We start from the raw sequence: 17,662 nt of genomic DNA on the forward strand, positions 1-17,662 counted from the left end.
CCGAGCGAACCGTCGCTCGCGAGGGGGATCGAGATACACGCGTAGCCGACGAGCGGGCTACGCGGGATCGATCGTCCCAGTTCCGGTCGCGGGCGCGGCCAGCGCCCGCGCGGATCGTTCGCCGTCCGACACGATCACTGTATCCCCGAAGAGCGCTCTACCGTGTGAACATGCTTCCGGAATGCCCGTCTTCTTTGCCCCCTCCCATCTGCAAGTATTCTGACTGCCGATTGAATCAAGTGCTTTGGCTCCGTTGAAATCCTATTGTCTCAATACCTTCTCCGCTGAAACAGCCATTAGGTAGGTGTGCGTATCGACCACCGATGTTCGTTTCTCCAATCGGGAGGACCGGGAGTGCACCTACGGTAACGCTGTCCGAAGATCCTCACAGAGGCCGTTAGCGTCTTCGAGGCCAACCGACACTCGGACCAGTGTATCAGGGACCTCCGCTGTCGCCTCCCCGTGCCCGATCTCGTCGGGGATCATCAACGACGGCACCTCGATGAGACTCTCAGTCCCGCCGAGGCTCGCTCCCGGCGTGAATACGTCAAGACCCTCGACGAATGCTTCGAGTTCGATCATCGTCCCGTCGAACTCGAAGGAGAGCATTCCGCTGTATCCGGACATCTGTTCGCTCGCGAGGTCGTGTTGCGGGTGGCTCTCAAGTCCGGGATAATAGACACGTGCGACTCGATCGTGTTCTTCGAGGAAGTGCGTAACTGCCATCGCGTTTGTTTCGTGGTGTTCCATCCGCGCCGGCAGCGTCTTCAGCCCCCGACCGACCAGATAGCAGTCGAACGGCGAAAGCACGTTCCCGAGTCCGACCCGCTGGGCGAACGCCAACCGCTCAAAGACCCGATCGTCGTCGGTGATGACGGCACCGCCAATCGAATCGGAGTGCCCGTTAATGTATTTGGTCGTGCTGTGGATGACGATGTCGGCACCTAGATCGAGTGGTGCTTGGAAGTACGGGCTGGCGAACGTGCTGTCGACGCCGAATGGGACGCCGTACTCGTCGGCGACGGCGGCAATCGCTTCGATGTCACACAGCCGGATCAGTGGGTTCGTCGGTGTCTCCGCCCAGATCAAGTCGGTGTCCGTATCGACAGCGGCAGCGATGGTTTCGGGGTCGCGGGCGTCAACGAAGTCGATGTCGATGTCGAAGTGGTCGGCGGCGAGTTCCGCGAACAGTTTTTCGGTTCCGCTGTAGATCGAGTCCGAGGAGACGACGTGCCCGCCAGGTGGGACAAGCGTGAGAACTGTGGTCGAGATGGCGGCCATCCCTGAAGCGAACGCAAGCGCGTGATCGCCGTTTTCGATGCGGGCTAATCGGTCTTCGAGGGCTGCCCGTGTTGGGTTGCTCTCGCGGGAGTAGTCGTGTTCGTTACCGTCCGCCCCACCACTCCATTCGAAGGTCGTCGAAAGGTGGATGGGCGGGATGACGTCGTTCGTGCCGTCTCTATGCGGGTGTGTCGCGGATTCCGATGCACCGACGGCAATCGTCGCGAATCGATTCTCCTCGGATTTGTCCTCGTGTTGCGTCATAGCCGAATCACCATCGGACGTATCCGGGATGACTGTGCTCCCGAGACGGTTGTCCGTTCTTCGTGTTCACGGTCGCGTTGCATAGGAGTGGAGTTCGAGGCGAGAGTGACCAAAGCCGGAATTGTGAGAACGTCGAGAGAACAGAGTCTCTCGTTGAGGGCGTGTATCCATGGACGGGAAGAGTCTTATCTGCGCAGGAGGGTGAATCGATCATAGTGTATCTCGTCACGTTCCGTCTCGATCCGGGGGAGTACGATGCGGAGTTTCACGGGTTGAATGACGCGATACAAGTGGCTGCCGAGGACACTGAGGGGTATCTGGGCAAGCGGACGTGGCATGCCCCTGAGAGTGAAGAGGTTCTCGTCGTGTACTACTGGGAGTCGTTGGACGCGCTTGAGTCGTTTGGCGCAGATTCTGAGCACAAAGAGGCGAAACAGCGGTGGACAGAGTGGTACGACGCGTACGAAGTCACCGTTACAGAAGTCGTCGAGGCGTACGGGAGTGGGTTTGGTGACGACGCCGATCCACCCGTATAGCATCCCGACCCAATACGAAAATCCTCAGACAACAGGACGGGTCAGCTAGCAGAGTACAACTCGGCGTTCCATCTATCGGGGATTTTCGTTCACCCATTCGAGGACTTCACTCGCGTGTTCGTCCGGTGGGAAGATCGGGTAGAAGACGTGCTCAATACGTCCATCGGAGACGACCAGCGTTAACCGCTTCAGGTATTCGTCCCCTTCGATAGTGAAAGCCGGTAATTCGAGTTCGCTCGCCAGCTCCCATTCGGCATCGCTGAGCATCTCGAAGGGGAGGTGCAGCCGATCGCGAGCCTCACGCTGGTACTCGGTCGTCTGCGTGGACAGGCCAAACACCTCCCCGACGCCGTTGTCGACGAGTTCGTCGTAGTGGCTGCGGAAGCCGCGTGACTCGGGAGTGCAGCCGCGGGCACCCGGCACGTCCTCCCATCCCTCCGGAATCACGTCCTCGTCGGGCCGCCCTGTCAAGGGGTAGACGTAGATCACCGTGCGAGGGGGGAGGTCTCGTAGGTTGACCGTCGTGCCGTCGGTCGCCGGGAGCGATACGTCGGGCATCTCCATTCCCAGGAGGTGGTCGGCCGCTCCATCGTCTTCCGGTACTGGTAGGTCGTCCGGCAGGGGGAAGTCCTCGGACATCGTGCTGTACAACCCACTACACAGAGATAATCATTCGCCGGAACCAGTATGTTCGGGTTAGATTCGATATTTCTGTTGCTAACTGGATTGATCCACTGGGAACTCAGTGGACGATTCGAGGCGAAATGAGACGATGTAATAGCGTGGGTGTAGGTTCGTTTCGATACGTCCCACAAATACCGGTATTTCCGATGGTACCTCGGGTGAAGACTGCTCGCAAGTATGCCGGTGACCGGCTTCGCGTACTTGCAGAGTACGGCCTCGTCCGCATGCTCGCTAAAGGGCTCTATCGGATCACGGACGAGGGGAACGCCTACTTCGACGAAGAACTCGCACACCAGGCCGCGTGGGCACGCAGCGGTGACCCGCGCGAGATGTCGCACGCCGCGCGGCCGCGCGGCCGTCGCCGACCGTCGGTCGGCGTCACGTGTCCCCGATCTCGGGGTTCCAGACCGGCGTGATCGGCTCCTCGAGGCGGGCGAGGTCGTCGTCGGTGAGCTCCACGTCTAGCGCGCCGAGGTTGTCCTCGAGGTGCTCGATCGTCCGCGGGCCGACGATGGGCGCGTCGACGACCTCCCTGTGGAGGAGCCACGCCAGGCTCACCTGCGTCGGCGAGGCGTCCTCGCGCTCCGCGATCTCGCGGACGGCGTCGAGCACCGCCCAGCTCTCGTCGGTGAAGCGCTTCTCCATGAACTCGTCGTGCGCCGCGCGGCCGTGATCCGGGGCCTCCCCGCGCTCGTACTTCCCGGCGAGGAAGCCGCCGGCGAGCGGCGACCACGGGATGACGCCGACGTCCTGATCGCGACAGAGCGGCAGGACGTTCGCCTCCTCGTGGCGATCGACGAGGTTGTACTCGGCCTGCATGGTGACGAACCGCTCGTAGCCCTCCAGTTCGCTGACGTGGAGCGCCTTCATGAACTGCCAGGCAGCCATCGTACTGGCGCCGACGTACCGCACCTTCCCGGTCTCGACGAGGTGGTCGAGTGCGGAGAGCGTCTCCTCGATCGGCGTGTGCTCGTCCCAGCGGTGGATCTGGTAGAGGTCGATGTAGTCGAGCCCGAGGCGGTCCAGGCTCGCGTTCGCCTGCTCGACGATGTGCTTGCGCGAGAGCCCGCGCCCGTTCGGTCCCTCGCGCATCCGGCCGTACACCTTCGTCGCGACGACGAGCTCCTCCCGGTCGTAGCCCTCGATGGCCTCGCCGACGATCTCCTCGCTCTCGCCGTTCGAGTAGACGTTCGCCGTGTCGAGGAAGTTGACGCCCGCGTCGAGCGCGCGCCGGATAACGGCGATCCCCTCCTCGCGGTCGTGCACCATCCACGGCTGTTCGGTCCCGAAGTTCATGCAGCCGAGACACAGCCGGGACACCTCCAGCCCGGTCTTCCCCAGTCGCGTGTACTCCATAGGGCACGTTCACCGACGACACAGTAAGCGTCTTCGGCCGCACCGACACACTCCGTGAACAGTGACGGGAGCGATACGGCGGTGGGAGCGAGCGACGGCGCGTAATGGAAGGAATAACCGACGATCGAGAGACGTCGCGCACTCGTCAATGTGCCATTAATTCCGACGCAGTCCGGTATGGCACGAGTTTATCGGTGGGACAATCTCGACGGTTTATTATTGTCAAACCCTTGACTTTGGTCATGTCACTCGACCTCGACTCCCGGGGCAGCGAAACGGAACCGACCGCGCCGCTCGTCCCCCATCCGCGACGCGATGTCGGACGCGCCCCGCGGACGTCCCTCGATCGCTCCCGGTTCGAGGCGTTCCGACGGACGCTCCGCCGCGTGACGGAGAGAGCGTTCGCCGAGGGACGGATCGTCGGGACTGACACCGGAATTATGTTCGTCAACGTCGATTCCTCGGCCGATACGGTACCGGTCGACCGGTGACCCGAGAGCCACGATCAGAGGGATAAGCGTCGGCGAACGCCCCGCGGAACCGTACCGCTGGGCCTCACCCGCGTCGGCGCGGGATTCGTGTCGGACCATCCCCCGTACGCCTCTCGATCGATGAGAGTACCCCGACCGGTACTATATCAATTCATGAATATATTTATTGTAATCTAGTATAGATATAGAGAACATAATCGACAGTCGGTCCCGTTCCACGCTCGGCGGCCGTCTCACGACGAGGGGCGAACGTAGAGGAGTCGATCGACGGGGTCCTGACGACGGCACCCGCGAGAGCCCGCCGGCTGCCGGTCGGAACGTCGCTCGCTGGACGACAGGTAGGTCGCGACTCGATCTCCGACCGGTCGCGGTCGGTTCGGTCGGTTCCCGACCACACGCTCATGCCGGCGGCCGCTGTAGGACCGCCATGCCACGGATCGCGCTCATCGCGCACGACGAAAAGAAACCGGCGCTGATCGACTTCGTCGACGAGCACGTCGACGCCTTCCGCGAGTGCGAGGTGATCGCCACCGGGACGACCGGAAAGCGCCTCAATCAGGAGACGGACATCACCGTCGACCGCATGGAGTCCGGACCGATCGGGGGCGACCTGATGATCGGCGCGGAGGTCGCGAAGAACGCCCTCGACGGGATCATCTTCCTCCGCGATCCGCTCCGCGCACAGCCCCACGAACCGGACATCACGGCGCTGCTCCGGATCTGCGACGTCCACGAGACACCCCTCGCCACGAACCTCGGGAGCGCGGTCCCGTTCGTCGAGAGCCTGAAGCGGCGCCTCTGACGGAGGGCGACCGCGCTCCCGTTCGTCTCGGTAGCGCCCCGCGCGGGTCGAGTCGCTACGCCGGGCGGTTCCGATACGTCGAACACCGCGACCCGCGTAGACACGTACACCCCCGGCGGGATGGGACGACTCAGGGCTGCAGGCACTCGGAGACGAAGTTGTTCGCCAGCCACGACTCGGCGCGCTGGAGGCGATACTGGAGCGTCGACTGCGGTACGTCGAGTCGCTCGGCGATGTCGCCCGTGTTCGCGGCGCGCGGCGTGGCGTAGTAGCCGTGTTCGACCGCGGCCTCGAGCGCCTCGCGCTGTTCGTAGGGAAGGTCCGCGATGGAGATGGCCTCGTCCCCCCAGTGCGTCGGCGACCGGAGGTGCGAGAGCGAGACCGTGACGCCGTCGGGGTACGCGTCCTGCAGCGCGTCGAAGAGCCGTCCGACGTTGACGTCCCGTCGGACGAGCACGCGCCAGGTGTAGTTTCGTCCCCGGCGGACCGACTCGTAGAGGACGCCGTCGCCGAGGTGGTCCGCGGCGAGCGACGGCACCGACGGGCAGTGGTCGATGTCGGTCCGGTAGCTGTAGTAGGTGCACGTCGTCGAGTCGCGGGCGAGAACCTCGTACTCGCGGTGGGACGCGCAGTCGCCCGGCGGACACTCGTTACACCGCTCCGGATCCAGGGCGCACGCCTCGATCGCGTCGATCGCCTCGGCGGGGCCCGTCATCCGGTCGACGCGCCACATCGAGTCGTCGCTGACGACGCACGCGATCGACTTCGCCATCGCGCCGGGATACTCGACGAACAGGTCAGCCAGCGGATCGACGCCCGGGGGGTACTCGACGGCGAACGCGTATTCCTTCATACCGACGATATTCGGCCAATACCAAATAGCGCTTTCGCGCGCCCGGTCGCAGGTCGACGACCGACATCGACGCCCTTCGGCAACGAACCGGACGTCCGAACCGATATTCGCCACCGATCCATGTCAATAGATCGTGTACGTTGGTTATAGCCAAATCAAGTTATAGGGTCCGCGCGCGCCCACCGTCGGTCGATGACAACCGACGTCGGAGGGCGCTTCCGCCGGTGACATTCGTGCACTCGACACGCCAAACAGATCGGACGGACGAGACGGACGAGACGGAACAGCAGCGGACGGTCACAGACGGCGTCGAGACGTGTCCTGAGTGCGGCGGAAGCCTCGTGCGCGAGGGCGAACGGGGAGAACTCGCCTGCTCCGAGTGCGGCCTCGTCGTCGAGGAGGAGGGGATCGACCTCGGCCCCGAGTGGCGGGCGTACGACTCCGCCGAGCGCGACCGGAAGTCCCGCGTCGGCGCACCCATCACCACGATGATGCACGACAGGGGGCTGTCGACCAGCATCGACTGGCAGGACAGGGACGCCTACGGCAACTCCCTCTCGTCCAGACAGCGCGCGAAGATGCAGCGGTTGCGCACGTGGAACGAGCGCTTTCGCACCCGCGACTCCAAGGAGCGCAACCTGAAACAGGCGCTCGGCGAGATCGACCGCATGGCCAGCGCGCTCGGCCTCCCCGAGAACGTCCGGGAGACCGCCAGCGTCATCTACCGCCGCGCGCTCAACGAGGGACTGCTCCTCGGTAGATCGATCGAGGGGATGGGGACGGCGGCGCTCTACGCGGCGAGTCGGCTGGGGCAGGTCCCCCGCTCGACCAGCGAGTTCGCGTCGGTCAGCCGCGTCGAGAAACTCGAGTTCGAGCGCACCTACCGGTATCTCGCCCGCGAACTCGAACTGGGGGTGCCGCCGGCGAACCCGAGCGACTACCTCCCCCGGGTGGCGTCCGACCTCGACGCGTCGAGCGCGACCGAGCGGACGGCCCGCCGAATCCTCGACGCCGGGACGCGCGAGGGCGTCCACGTCGGCAAGTCCCCGATCGGACTCGCGGCGGCGGCGATCTACGCCGCGGGGCTCCTCACCGACGCCGAGCTCACCCAGTCGGACGTCACGGCGGTCACCGACGTGAGCGCGGTGACGATCCGTAACCGCTACCGCGAACTCCTCACGGCGGCGCGCGAGCGGGGGGTGGCCTGAGCGATGGAGAGGACGCCGGGCGTCCGGTGTTACCGCTGCGGGATCACGTACGCCTACATCGGTTCCGAGGTCCACCCCGGCCGGTGTCCCGAGTGTGGCTCGCGGGCGGTGTCGCCGTCCGGACGCGTCGTGCTTCGGCGCCACGACCTCGAAGCCGATCGACGCGACGGCGACGAGGCGGTCATCTACGCGAGCGACGCGAGCGGTCGCGAGTACCGCTACGCGCTCGCCCTGCTCGACGGGGCGCACGCCGTTCTCGCGTCGCTTCGCGTCGACGAGGAGTCGATCCGCCGTCCCAGGAGGGGATGGCCCGCCGAACTCCTCCCGGAAGCCGTCCGACGGGCGCTCCGCGAGAACGGCATCAGCCTGGTCGGGACGCCCGAATCGGTCGATTGATTCCAGCCGCGGCGTACCGGTACGTTCGACCGTTCGATCGCCGCACGCACCGTCCCCGATCGCCCGCAGCTTTCGCGACGGCAACAGACGTTATAGGGTGGCCCGTTCATACTCATAGCAATGAGCGGACACGGCGATTCATCCGAACGGCTCAGCGTCGGCGTCATCGGTGCTGGCTACATCGGACAGACGGTCGGCGGGGAGTTCCATCGCCACGCGGGCGCGACGGTCGCGGCGGTCGCCGATCCGTCCCGGTCGGCGCGCGAGGAGGCGGCGAACCTGTTCGGTCTGTCGCCGGAGGCGCAGTACGCCGACCACGAGACGATGCTCGAGGAGACTCCGCTCGACGCGGTGCTGATCGGGACGCCGCACACGCTCCACTACGAACAGATCGTCGCGGCGCTCGATCGCGGAATGCACGTCCTCTGTGACAAACCGATCACGACGGACCTCGACGAGGCGCGGGACATCGAGGACCGGGTCGCGAACACGGACCAGGTGGTGATGATCGGCTACCAGCGGCACATCAACCCCGCGTTCATCGCGGCGCGCGAACGGTGGCGGGGCGACCTCACGCCGACGTGGATCACCGCCGAGATCTGCGAGGGCTGGATAGGAACGCGGGAGGGAACGTGGCGGCTCGACCCCGACCTCAGCGGCGGCGGCTTCCTCTACGACACCGGGAGTCACGTCCTCGACGCCGTCCTGTGGACGACGGGGCTCACGCCGAAGCGGGTCTCCGCGCGGATGACCTACGCCGACGACGAACGGCGGATCGACGACTGGGCGGCCCTCACGATCGAGTTCGAGGAAGGGGCCCGGGCGACGATGACGACCTACGCGCGGGCCCCGGCCGTGCGGGAGCACATCCACGTCTGGGACGAGGAGGGAGCGATATATCTCGACGGCCAGGAGTGGGACCCCCGCGAACTCACCGAGATCGACGACGAGAGCGGCGAGCGGCGGCCGTACTTCAACCTGGGATCGAAGGAAAGCAAGGCCGGGGCGTTCATCCAGTCGATCCGCACGGGGACCGAACCGCCGGCGACCCTGCGCGACGGCGTCCGCGTCACCGCCGTCACCGAAGCCGCCTACGAATCGGCCCGCCGCGGCGAACCGGTCGAACTCGATCCCCGGCACGTCCGCCTCGAGTGACGGGGTCGCCGATTCACGCCCTCGATCGTCCGTCGACGATCACGCGCCGCTCCCCGGACCCCCGTAACGTCCATACTAATTTATTTTTAATCGGTGACAATCGTGCGGGAAGCGACGTACGTTTCGACCTCCCGACGGTCGGCGACGGACGGCGTACGCCGCCGTGACGGATTTGTCGACACCCCGAGGAGACGTCGAGCGAGGCGACGACGGTTCGCGGCGGAGACGCGTCCGACTCGCTCATAGCGACCGACTACCTCCCGACCAAGGGACGCGCGCCGGGACAGTCACCGCATAACAAAACCACCGCATCCCGTGATTCAACCGTCGGTGAGGCTTCGCGACGGCGGGCCGAAACCGACGCTCCAGAGTGCATCCCCACGTTGCATTCCTTTTCGAGCCGCCCGAGCGAGGAGCCGAGACACGCCGATACGTACGTCGGCGGTGGCACGCTCCTCCTCGCCGGGCGATCGACGCCCCGGAACCAGTCGTCTCGGTGATACGGCCGCTGGCCACCGGCGGTTCGGCGTCGGTTCGGTTCCACCGACGGACGAACACGTGACGGGATGACGACAGCTGTCACGAGTCGTAAATAAACGCGTACTAGTTTACTACTCTCCGGAGGAGGCGCTCTCGATCGCTCCGGTTCGACGCGGCGCGGTAGCCGCCTAGTCGGACGCTACCGCGACGTTCAGGGGCTGCTAATGCAGTACGATCCGGTGAATGACACGCCTCGATCGAAGTACGAGAAACCGAGCCGCGTTTATATACGAGATCAGACCACTAAACTAGCCGACAATTCTACTGTCCGTCGCTTGCGATCTTCCTCTTCGTGTACGCCTTCAGCCCCCCCTGTTCGACGAGGTCCTGCAGGAACGGGGGGAGGGGTTCGGCGTCGTACACCTCGTCGGCGGTGTGGTTGACGACCGTCCCGGCTTCGAGGTGCATGCCGATCTCGTCGCCGTCGGCGATGCGATCCGCGTCCGGACAGATGAGCACCGGGAGGCCGAGGTTGATGGCGTTGCGGAAGAAGATGCGCGCGAACGACTGCGCGACGACTCCCGCGACGCCCGCGCCGACGAGCGACAGGGGAGCGTGCTCGCGCGAGGAGCCGCTCCCGAAGTTGCGCCCACCGACGACGAACTCGCCCCGCTCGACCGCCTCCGAGAACTCCGGGCGCAGGTCGTTGAACGGGTGTTCGCCGAGGTCGGCCGGGTCGCTCGAGACGAGAAAGCGCGAGGGGATGATCTGGTCGGTGTCGATGTCGTCGCCGAAGACCCACGCCCGGGCGGGGGTGCTCGGATCGGTCACGACGACACCTCCTCCGCGACGCGGTAGTCGTCATAGCGCCTCGTCTCCACGGTCCGCGGATCGGTGATCTCCCCATAGAGCGCCGACGCGCCGACCGTGGCGGGGCTGGCGAGGTAGACGCGACTCTCCATCGACCCCTCCCGGCCGGGGAAGTTACGGTTGGCCGTGGCGAGGCAGACGTCGCCGTCGCCGAGCACGCCCGAATGCGTCCCGAAGCAGGGACCGCAGCCGGCGGTCTGGAAGATCGCGCCGGCGTCGACGAGCGTCCCGAGGACGCCGGCCTCGAGGGCCTTCCGGTAGACCGCCTTCGACGCGGGGACGACGACCATGCGGACGTCCGGGTGGAGCCGTTCGCCCTCGAGGATGTCTGCGACGATCTTGATGTCCTCGTAGCGCCCGTTCGTGCAGGTGCCGACGAACAGCTGGTCGATCGCCGTCCCCGCCACCTCCGTCACCGGGACGGCGTTCTCGGGGTTCGACGGCTTCGACACCTGTGGGTCGATCTCGCTCCCCTCGTAGGTGAACCGGGCGTCGTACTCGGCGTCCGCGTCCGGCCCGAGACCGGTGGCCACCTCCGCCGCGCGGACGTCCCCGTTCCCCGCCGCGAGGAACCTCGCCACGCGCCCGTCGGGTTCGACGAGACCCGCCTTGCCGCCCATCTCGATGGTCATGTTCGAGAGGACGATCCGCTCGTGGATCGGGAGGGCCTGGATCGCCTCGCCGCCGAACTCCACGGCGTCGTACGTCGCGCCGGCGAAGCCGACGTCGCCGATGAACTTGAGGATCAGGTCCTTCGCGTAGACGCCGTCCTGGAGGTCGCCGCCCACCTCGAAGCGCTTCGTCTCGGGAACGCGAAACCAGAGTTCGCCCGTCGCGAACGCCGTGCCGAGGTCGGTCGAGCCGACGCCCGTCCCGAACGCGCCGACGCCGCCGAAGGTCGTCGAGTGGGAATCCGCGCCGATGACGAGGTCACCCGGCGCGACGAAGCCGTCCTCGACGAGCACCTGGTGGCAGATCCCGTCTCCCACCTCGTACTGGACGGCACCGAACTCCTCGGCGAAGCCGCGCACCGAGTTGTGGTTGTTCGCCGCCCGCACGCCGTCAGCGGGCGCGTGGTGGTCGATCGTCAGTACGGTCCGCTCGGGGGCGAAGAGCTCGGCGTCGTCGCCCGTCACCTCCCGGAAGGTCTGGAAGGCGAGCGGGCCGGTCACGTCGTGAGCCATCATCACGTCGACGGCCGCCTCGACGTAGTCGCCGGCGCGGGCGTCGGTCCCCGACTTTTCCGCGAGGATCTTCTCTGCTAGGGTCTTTCCGGTCATGGATCGCTGGTCGTCGGTCGCAGGTCGTCGACGCCCGCCACGTCGGGGCGTCGGTCGGACGGTCTGTTGTCGATACGGTCGGCGTAGCCGGTGCGGTCGGTACGGTCGATACCGCCAGTGCGGTCGGCACAGTCGATACGGCCGCGGCGACCGATACGCGTCCGTTCGCGCGGGGGGGACATCAGTCGTTCCCCTCCCCCGCGGCGACCGCGTCGAGGACGCCCTCGACGGTGCCCCCGGCGAGGACGTGGCTCGCGGTGGACAGTTCCAGCCGGTCGCGCACGTCGCGCGCGACGTCGGTCACGCGCCCTAAGTCGGCGTTCGCGTCGACGCCCATCGCGGCGAGCATGTGGACGAGGTCCTCGGTGGGGGTGTTGCCGACGCCGCTCATCTCGCCGGGGAGGACGACGCCCCCGCCGAGCCCGCACACCGACGCGTCGAAGCGCGAGACGCCGCACTCCATCGCCGCGAGCGTGTTCGCGAGGCTCATCCCGTTCGTGTCGTGGAGGTGCAACCCCGCGTCGAGGTCGGGATGGCGCTCGAAGACGGCCCCGAAGGTCTCCGCGACCTGGACGGGGTTCGCGAGGCCCATCGTCGTCGCCAGCGTCACCTCGTCGACGCCCGCCTCGACGACGCGGTCGACCACGTCGAGGGTCCGGTCGCGGGGGACCCGCCCCTCGTAGGGACAGTAGAAGCTCGTCCCCATCCCCGCCTCGACCTCGACGCTGTGGTCCGCGGCGAGCTCGCAGATCGCCTCGATCTCCCCGAGGATCTCCTCGACGGTCATGTTCTGGTTCTTCCGGCTGTACGTCTCGCTCACCGTGACGAGCGCGTTCACCTTGTCCACATCGGCGTCGATCGCGCGCTCCATCCCGACCCGGTTCGGCACGAGCGCGCGGTAGGTCACGCCGTCGCGGCGCTCTACGCGCGCCGCCACCTCGTCCGCGTCCCGAAGCGTCGGCACCGCCCTCGGGTGGGTGAACGACGTGATCTCGATCTCGTCCACGCCGGTCGCGCTCAGCCGGTCGACGATCTCGACCTTCTCGTCGGTCGGGACGAACTCGTCGAGGCGCTGGAAGCCGTCGCGGGGCAGCATCTCGACGACGGTCGCAGAGTCGGGCAGATCGAGGCTCATACGACCCCCTCCTCACCGAGTTCCGCGCGCAACTCCTCGTCGTAGCCGAGCAGGTCGCCGTACACCGCGTCGTTGTGCTCGCCGAGGTCGGCCCCGAGGTGGCGGACCCGTCCGGGCGTCTCGGAGAACTTCGGGACGACGCTCTGGACGACCGCCTCCCCGAGGTCGGGGTCGTCGACGGTCACGGTCGCCTCCCTCGCCCGGTAGTGCTCGTCGTGCAGGATGTCCTCGACGTTGTAGACCGGCGCGAGCGTCGCGTCCGCGGCGTCGAACGCCGCGAGCACCTCCTTCCGGGTGTGCTCATCCATCCACTCCTGGATGATCGCGTCGAGTTCCTCGACGTTCTCGAGGCGGCGCTCGTTGGTCGAAAAGCGCGGGTCGTCCTTGAGATCGGGCCGACCGATGGCGTCGAAGGTTCGCATGGCGAGGGGCTGCGCGCTCGCGGAGATGGCGACCCAGCGGTCGTCCTTCGTCCGGTAGACGTTCCGCGGCGCGGAGGAGGTAGAGCGGTTGCCCGAGCGCGCCTCGACCTCCCCGAGCTGCTGGTAGCGCAGCGGCTGGGGACCGAGGACGTTGAAGATGGGTTCGATGAGGCTCACGTCGATGCACTGGCCGCTCCCGCCGTTCACCTCGCGGTCGTACAGCGCGAACATCACGGAGAAGGTGGCGTAGAGCGCCGCGATGGAGTCCGCGAGGCCCGTCGGCGGAAGCAGCGGCTCGCGGTCGGGAAAGCCGTTGAGGTAGGCGAAGCCGCTCATCGCCTCCGCGAGCGTGCCGAACCCCGGCTTCTCCGCGTAGGGACCGTCCTGCCCGAACCCCGACATCCGGAGCATCACCAGGCCAGGGGCGACCTCGCGGAGCCGCCCGTAGCCGAGGTTCCACCGCTCGAACGTACCGGGGCGGAAGTTCTCGATCAGCACGTCCGCCTCGCTCACGAGGTCCCTGAACACGGTCTGTCCGCGCTCGGCGCTCAGATCGAGCGTGACCGACCGCTTGTTCCGCGAGAGGTACTTGTGCCAGAGGCCGGTTTCCCCCCTCTGCGGACCGAAGTTCCGGATGTGGTCGCCGAACTCGGGGTGTTCGACCTTGATCACCGTCGCGCCGAAGTCGGCGAGCAGACGGCCCACCGTCGGCCCGGAGATCATCGACCCCGCCTCGACGACCGTCAGGCCGCGCAGCGGCCCGTCGGCTCCGTCCGTCGCGACTCTCCCGTCCGCCTCGTTCGGCTCGTCCGTTCCGTCCACGTCGCTCGTCCCGTCCATCTCGTTCGTCATGTCGACTCCACTCGTGGCTCCGTCCGTGATGCGTCCGTGTTCATCGTGGGTGTGGTGTGATAGGTGTCCTGGGCAGTTCGGTTCCGGGTCACTCGGCGACCGGGCGGTCGACGTGCGTGCCGAGGCCCGGTTCGCTCCTGATCTCGCCGTCGGCGTACGCGAGTGTCCCCTTGACGACCGTGTGGGTCGGCCAGCCAGTCACCTCGCGGCCCTCGTACGGCGAGTAGCCCGCCACGCTCTTCAGCAGTTCGGGCGTGACCGTCCTCGTCTCGTCGAGGTCGACGACGACCAGGTCGGCGTCGCTGCCGACGCGGATCGTCCCCTTCTTCGGGTACAGCCCGAACGCCCTGGCGGTGTTGGTGCTCGTCACCTCGACGGCGCGCTCGAGCGAGATGCGCCCGGCGTCGACCCCCGCAGACAGCATCAGCGGGAGCATCGTCGACGAACTCGGGAAGCCGAGCAGGCTGTCGCGGATACCCTCGCCGAACTTCTCCTCGGCGAGGTTACAGCAGTGGTCGGTGCCGATGCAGGAGATGGTCCCGTCCGCGACGCGCCGCCAGAGCGTCTCCTGGTCGGCCTTCGATCGGACCGGCGGGTTCACCTTCATGCGCTCGTCGCACTCCTCGGTGGTGAGCGCGAGGTAGTGGGTGCACGTCTCGCCGGTGATCTCGTAGCCCGCCTCCTTGAGCGTCGCGAGCTCGTCCGCGGTGCGCCCGGCGCTGATGTGGACGGCGTAGAAGCCGTCGTAGTCGTGCTGGCGGGCGAGCGCCGCGCCCGCGATCATGCTCTGGGCCTCGGCGCGCGCGGGGAACTCCTCGACCATCACCGAGTAGTCCTCGTCCGCGTCGGCCTCCGTCCCGTCGTCCTCGGAGGCGAGGTACACGTTGCCGCCCGCGAGCGCGTTGGTGATCTCGACGTTCTCGGAGTGGTAGCCGAGGGTCGTCGGCACGTCCTGCTCGGCGAGCGTTTCCACGAAGGCGTCGCCGAAGTCGTCGCGCATCTCGCAGTCCACGCCGAACTTCTCCGCCGCCGAGTACTTGTAATTCATGTACCACTTGAACGTCGTGATCCCCAGCTCGTCGACGATGTAGGGGACCTCCTCGACGTGCTCGAAGGAGAGCAGCCCGAGCGAGAAGAAGTAGTCGTGGTGGTAGTTCGCCTCCGCCTGCGCGAAGTAGTCGTCCATGATGTCGCGGTAGGCACCCGCCCGTCGGAAGTAGTTCCCGGTGGTGGTGACCCCGCCGACGAGGTTCGAGCGCGACTCGCTCGCCGCGTCCTCGTCCAGGCCGCGGTAGATGCCGTGGTGGGTGTGCGGGTCGATCGCCCCCGGGAGGACGTGCCTGCCGGCGGCGTCGATCTCCGTCTCCCCCGAGAGCGAGCCGGGGCGGCCGACGGCGGCGATCGTCTCGCCTTCGCACGCCACGTCGGCGCGGAACGTCCCCGCCTCGGGCGTCACGACGGTTCCCCCGGAGAGCACGAGGTCGTACTGGGCGCTCATAGCGACGCCACGTACTCCCGCACCTGTTCGGTCTCGAGCACCTCGGCGTACTTCATCCAGAGGTCGAGCAGGCCGACCCTGTGCGAGGCCTCGATGCGGTCGAAGACGCACTCCTGGGGGAGGATCACACCCAGGCCGTTCTGCTTCGCGTCGACGGCGGTCGCCCGGACGCAGCCGCTCGTGGAGTTGCCGACGACGATCACGCTGTCGTGACCGCCGCGGACCAGCCGCGAGAGCAGGTCGGTCCCGTAGAACGCGCTGGCGTAGGACTTGTCGATCACCGGCTCGTCCGCCGCCGGCGCGAGCGGTTCGACGATCTCCAGGTCCTCGTGGTCGGGGTCGTCGTAGCTCGACGGGACGACCCGCGTGTACGCGACCGGCACCTCGCGCTCGCGGGCGAAGTCGAGGAACGGCGCGATGTGGTCGATGGCCTCCCACGCGACGTGTCCCATCGCGGTGCGGTACTCCTCGATGGCGTCGAGGATGGGCACGTTCTCCCCGACGATGAGCCGCTGCATGTCGATCACCAACACCAGCGGGTTCTCCCCGAGGCCGCGCGACTCCCAACTCGACGCGCCCTCCTCGTCGTATCCGGCCTTCGAGATGACCTGCCGGTCCCGCTCGGACAGCAGGTCATCCCAGACGTGGGCTGTCATGTACGTGAATCACTCTCAGGTTGGGACGGGGGCGGGCATAAAATTTCGTCTTCGACAGGTGTCGGTGTCCAGACAGGTATTCAGTCGGGCGCGAACGCCTCCAGCACCCGTCGGACCTGCTCGTCGGTCGCGCCCGACGGCGCGCGGACGACGGGGAGGTCGACGCCCATCGACCGGAGGTCGTCGAGGCGGTCGCGCACCGTCCCGGGCGTCCCCGCGAGCGCGACGCGGTCGAGGAACGCCTCGCTCACCCGGGTCGCCCCCTCGGGCGTCGTGTCGGCGGCGCGGACGGCCTCGACCATCTCCCCGTACCCCGCCTCGCGCGCGACCCGGCCGTAGTAGCCCGGGACGTCGCGCAGGTAGTACGCGACGTGCTCCGCAGCCGACGCCCGGGCGGCGGTCGGGTCGTCGTCCACCGCCGCGAGGACGTACATCGCAACGTCGACCTCGTCGGGCGCGCGGCCGACACGCGACGCGCCCTCCGCGAGCCACCCTCGCGCCTCATCGAACCGCGCGCGGGGGTAGAGGTTGGGCAGCCACCCGTCGGCGCACTCGCCCGTGAGGGTGACGTTCCCCCGACCCAGCGCGGCGTTGTAGATCGGGACCTCCCCGCGGACCGGTTCGAAGGCCGACCAGAGGGAGGTGCGCTCGGGCGCGAAGAACTCGCCGTCGAAGGCGGAAGCGTCCCCGCCCAGGTACCGGCGGACGAGTTCGACGTACTCGCGCAGGCGGGCCAGCGGGCGCTCGAACGGGACGCCGTGGAACCCCTCGACCACACCGGGATGGGCGACGCCGAGGCCGAGGATCGCCCGACCCCCGGAGTGGGCGTCGAGCGTGGCGGTCGACTGCGCCAGTGCGGCGGGCGTCCGCGAGTAGATGTTGACGATGCCGGTGGCGAGTCCCACCTCGTCGGTGACGGTCGCCCAGCGTTCGAGTTTGCCGAAGGCCGACCGGCCCTGCCCCTCGGCCGCCCAGACGCTCTCGTACCCCAGTTCCTCCGCGCGGCGGGCGAGGTCGGGATCGTCCCGGAGCGCGAACAGGACGCCGGTCCGCTCGCGGGTCACGGCTCCACCACGCCGTCGACCGCGAGGTCGTTCCAGATATCGAGGCGTTCGATCAGGCCGTCGCGCACCTCGTAGACGTCGACGTACCGGACGCCCTCGAACTCGTCGCCGCCGTTGGCCACGCCGTGGAGCGTCCCGATGGAGACGACCGAGTCGTCCGCCTCGATCCAGCGGTCGAACTCCTTGTCCGCCCGCTCGTAGCGCGGCGCGAGGAAGTCGAGGAACGCGCGCGGCGCGTTCGGACCCTCGAAGCGCGCGCCGGGGAGCGTGACGACCGCGTTCGGGGCGAACAGTTCGTCGACGGCGTCGCGCCGATCGTCGGCCATCCGCTCGAAGAACGACTCGACGACGGCCCGCGGCGACTGCTGGGGTGCCATAC

Annotated in this window: 19 protein-coding genes; 6 read left to right on the top strand and 13 right to left on the bottom strand. The window is 67.2% G+C overall.

What is annotated here, in order from left to right; genetic code table 11:
- Positions 1–360 precede the first annotated feature (360 nt).
- Positions 361–1,545 (bottom strand): trans-sulfuration enzyme family protein, encoded by a 1,185-nt coding sequence (locus P1K31_RS18325; protein WP_276305808.1) that lies wholly within the window; start codon positions 1,543–1,545, stop codon positions 361–363.
- Positions 1,546–1,760: 215 nt separating this feature from the next.
- Here P1K31_RS18325 and P1K31_RS18330 point away from each other — a divergent pair, with 215 nt between their 5' ends.
- Positions 1,761–2,081, top strand: a complete 321-nt coding sequence (locus P1K31_RS18330) for an antibiotic biosynthesis monooxygenase family protein (RefSeq protein ID WP_276305809.1) — start codon at positions 1,761–1,763, stop codon at positions 2,079–2,081.
- Between the two features lie 72 nt (positions 2,082–2,153).
- Here the strand turns inward: P1K31_RS18330 and P1K31_RS18335 are convergent, their stop codons facing one another.
- Both P1K31_RS18335 and P1K31_RS18340 read right to left on the bottom strand, forming a co-directional pair.
- On the bottom strand, positions 2,154–2,720 hold the full coding sequence (locus P1K31_RS18335; RefSeq protein WP_276305810.1) for a peroxiredoxin: 567 nt from the start codon (positions 2,718–2,720) through the stop codon (positions 2,154–2,156).
- A gap of 423 nt (positions 2,721–3,143) precedes the next feature.
- Complete coding sequence (locus P1K31_RS18340) at positions 3,144–4,121, bottom strand: aldo/keto reductase (protein ID WP_276305812.1); 978 nt, start codon at positions 4,119–4,121, stop codon at positions 3,144–3,146.
- Positions 4,122–4,363: 242 nt separating this feature from the next.
- Between P1K31_RS18340 and P1K31_RS18345 the strand changes: the two genes are divergently transcribed.
- Entirely contained in the window at positions 4,364–4,612 is a 249-nt protein-coding gene (locus P1K31_RS18345; RefSeq protein ID WP_276305813.1) for a hypothetical protein, read from the top strand.
- A gap of 427 nt (positions 4,613–5,039) precedes the next feature.
- The gene (gene mgsA / locus P1K31_RS18350; RefSeq protein ID WP_276305814.1) at positions 5,040–5,414 is read left to right on the top strand and encodes a methylglyoxal synthase; all 375 of its coding nucleotides are present in this window, start codon (positions 5,040–5,042) and stop codon (positions 5,412–5,414) included.
- Positions 5,415–5,544: 130 nt separating this feature from the next.
- Here the strand turns inward: mgsA and P1K31_RS18355 are convergent, their stop codons facing one another.
- On the bottom strand, positions 5,545–6,267 hold the full coding sequence (locus P1K31_RS18355) for a helix-turn-helix domain-containing protein (protein ID WP_276305815.1): 723 nt from the start codon (positions 6,265–6,267) through the stop codon (positions 5,545–5,547).
- A 224-nt stretch (positions 6,268–6,491) separates the two neighbouring features.
- Here P1K31_RS18355 and P1K31_RS18360 point away from each other — a divergent pair, with 224 nt between their 5' ends.
- From P1K31_RS18360 to P1K31_RS18370, 3 genes are all read left to right on the top strand, one after another.
- Entirely contained in the window at positions 6,492–7,475 is a 984-nt protein-coding gene (locus P1K31_RS18360; RefSeq protein WP_379794534.1) for a transcription initiation factor IIB, read from the top strand.
- Positions 7,476–7,478: 3 nt separating this feature from the next.
- Complete coding sequence (locus P1K31_RS18365; RefSeq protein WP_276305817.1) at positions 7,479–7,871, top strand: hypothetical protein; 393 nt, start codon at positions 7,479–7,481, stop codon at positions 7,869–7,871.
- Positions 7,872–7,991: 120 nt separating this feature from the next.
- Complete coding sequence (locus P1K31_RS18370) at positions 7,992–9,026, top strand: Gfo/Idh/MocA family protein (protein WP_276305818.1); 1,035 nt, start codon at positions 7,992–7,994, stop codon at positions 9,024–9,026.
- An 801-nt stretch (positions 9,027–9,827) separates the two neighbouring features.
- Here the strand turns inward: P1K31_RS18370 and P1K31_RS18375 are convergent.
- The 9 genes from P1K31_RS18375 to P1K31_RS18415 all read right to left on the bottom strand — a co-directional run bounded on the left by P1K31_RS18375 (position 9,828) and on the right by P1K31_RS18415 (position 17,660).
- Positions 9,828–10,337 carry a LeuD/DmdB family oxidoreductase small subunit gene (locus tag P1K31_RS18375; RefSeq protein ID WP_276305819.1) on the bottom strand — a complete coding sequence of 170 codons (510 nt, stop codon included), beginning with the start codon at positions 10,335–10,337 and terminating at the stop codon, positions 9,828–9,830.
- The gene (locus P1K31_RS18380; RefSeq protein ID WP_276305820.1) at positions 10,334–11,656 is read right to left on the bottom strand and encodes a 3-isopropylmalate dehydratase large subunit; all 1,323 of its coding nucleotides are present in this window, start codon (positions 11,654–11,656) and stop codon (positions 10,334–10,336) included. The genes P1K31_RS18375 and P1K31_RS18380 overlap by 4 nt, the downstream gene beginning before the upstream one ends.
- On the bottom strand, positions 11,653–11,838 hold the full coding sequence (locus P1K31_RS18385) for a hypothetical protein (protein WP_276305822.1): 186 nt from the start codon (positions 11,836–11,838) through the stop codon (positions 11,653–11,655). The genes P1K31_RS18380 and P1K31_RS18385 overlap by 4 nt, the downstream gene beginning before the upstream one ends.
- Positions 11,838–12,791: a hydroxymethylglutaryl-CoA lyase gene (locus P1K31_RS18390; RefSeq protein ID WP_276305823.1), complete on the bottom strand. Its 954-nt coding sequence runs from the start codon at positions 12,789–12,791 to the stop codon at positions 11,838–11,840. The genes P1K31_RS18385 and P1K31_RS18390 overlap by 1 nt, the downstream gene beginning before the upstream one ends.
- Positions 12,788–14,065 (bottom strand): CaiB/BaiF CoA transferase family protein, encoded by a 1,278-nt coding sequence (locus tag P1K31_RS18395; protein ID WP_379794532.1) that lies wholly within the window; start codon positions 14,063–14,065, stop codon positions 12,788–12,790. The genes P1K31_RS18390 and P1K31_RS18395 overlap by 4 nt, the downstream gene beginning before the upstream one ends.
- Before the next feature lie 88 nt (positions 14,066–14,153).
- Complete coding sequence (locus tag P1K31_RS18400) at positions 14,154–15,563, bottom strand: dihydroorotase (protein WP_276305824.1); 1,410 nt, start codon at positions 15,561–15,563, stop codon at positions 14,154–14,156.
- A complete protein-coding gene (locus tag P1K31_RS18405; RefSeq protein ID WP_276305825.1) occupies positions 15,560–16,219 on the bottom strand; it encodes an isochorismatase family protein in 660 nt (219 codons plus the stop codon). Before P1K31_RS18405 ends, P1K31_RS18400 begins: the two co-directional genes overlap by 4 nt.
- A gap of 80 nt (positions 16,220–16,299) precedes the next feature.
- The gene (locus P1K31_RS18410) at positions 16,300–17,283 is read right to left on the bottom strand and encodes an LLM class flavin-dependent oxidoreductase (RefSeq protein ID WP_276305826.1); all 984 of its coding nucleotides are present in this window, start codon (positions 17,281–17,283) and stop codon (positions 16,300–16,302) included.
- Positions 17,280–17,660, bottom strand: coding sequence for a nuclear transport factor 2 family protein (locus tag P1K31_RS18415; protein ID WP_276305827.1), 381 nt, complete (start codon positions 17,658–17,660; stop codon positions 17,280–17,282). The genes P1K31_RS18410 and P1K31_RS18415 overlap by 4 nt, the downstream gene beginning before the upstream one ends.
- Positions 17,661–17,662: the final 2 nt, after the last annotated feature.

Source organism: Halomarina halobia (assembly GCF_029338575.1).
GTDB lineage: Archaea > Halobacteriota > Halobacteria > Halobacteriales > Haloarculaceae > Halomarina > Halomarina halobia.

Excerpts from the sequence above, each read along its gene's own strand:
- P1K31_RS18325 (WP_276305808.1), bottom strand. The coding sequence starts at position 1,545 with ATGACGCAACACGAGGACAAATCCGAGGAGAATCGATTCGCGACGATT.
- P1K31_RS18335 (WP_276305810.1), bottom strand. The coding sequence starts at position 2,720 with ATGTCCGAGGACTTCCCCCTGCCGGACGACCTACCAGTACCGGAAGAC.
- P1K31_RS18340 (WP_276305812.1), bottom strand. The coding sequence starts at position 4,121 with ATGGAGTACACGCGACTGGGGAAGACCGGGCTGGAGGTGTCCCGGCTG.
- P1K31_RS18345 (WP_276305813.1), top strand. The coding sequence starts at position 4,364 with ATGTCACTCGACCTCGACTCCCGGGGCAGCGAAACGGAACCGACCGCG.
- mgsA (WP_276305814.1), top strand. The coding sequence starts at position 5,040 with ATGCCACGGATCGCGCTCATCGCGCACGACGAAAAGAAACCGGCGCTG.
- P1K31_RS18355 (WP_276305815.1), bottom strand. The coding sequence starts at position 6,267 with ATGAAGGAATACGCGTTCGCCGTCGAGTACCCCCCGGGCGTCGATCCG.
- P1K31_RS18365 (WP_276305817.1), top strand. The coding sequence starts at position 7,479 with ATGGAGAGGACGCCGGGCGTCCGGTGTTACCGCTGCGGGATCACGTAC.
- P1K31_RS18370 (WP_276305818.1), top strand. The coding sequence starts at position 7,992 with ATGAGCGGACACGGCGATTCATCCGAACGGCTCAGCGTCGGCGTCATC.
- P1K31_RS18380 (WP_276305820.1), bottom strand. The coding sequence starts at position 11,656 with ATGACCGGAAAGACCCTAGCAGAGAAGATCCTCGCGGAAAAGTCGGGG.
- P1K31_RS18385 (WP_276305822.1), bottom strand. The coding sequence starts at position 11,838 with ATGTCCCCCCCGCGCGAACGGACGCGTATCGGTCGCCGCGGCCGTATC.
- P1K31_RS18390 (WP_276305823.1), bottom strand. The coding sequence starts at position 12,791 with ATGAGCCTCGATCTGCCCGACTCTGCGACCGTCGTCGAGATGCTGCCC.
- P1K31_RS18395 (WP_379794532.1), bottom strand. The coding sequence starts at position 14,065 with ATGACGAACGAGATGGACGGGACGAGCGACGTGGACGGAACGGACGAG.
- P1K31_RS18400 (WP_276305824.1), bottom strand. The coding sequence starts at position 15,563 with ATGAGCGCCCAGTACGACCTCGTGCTCTCCGGGGGAACCGTCGTGACG.
- P1K31_RS18405 (WP_276305825.1), bottom strand. The coding sequence starts at position 16,219 with ATGACAGCCCACGTCTGGGATGACCTGCTGTCCGAGCGGGACCGGCAG.
- P1K31_RS18415 (WP_276305827.1), bottom strand. The coding sequence starts at position 17,660 with ATGGCACCCCAGCAGTCGCCGCGGGCCGTCGTCGAGTCGTTCTTCGAG.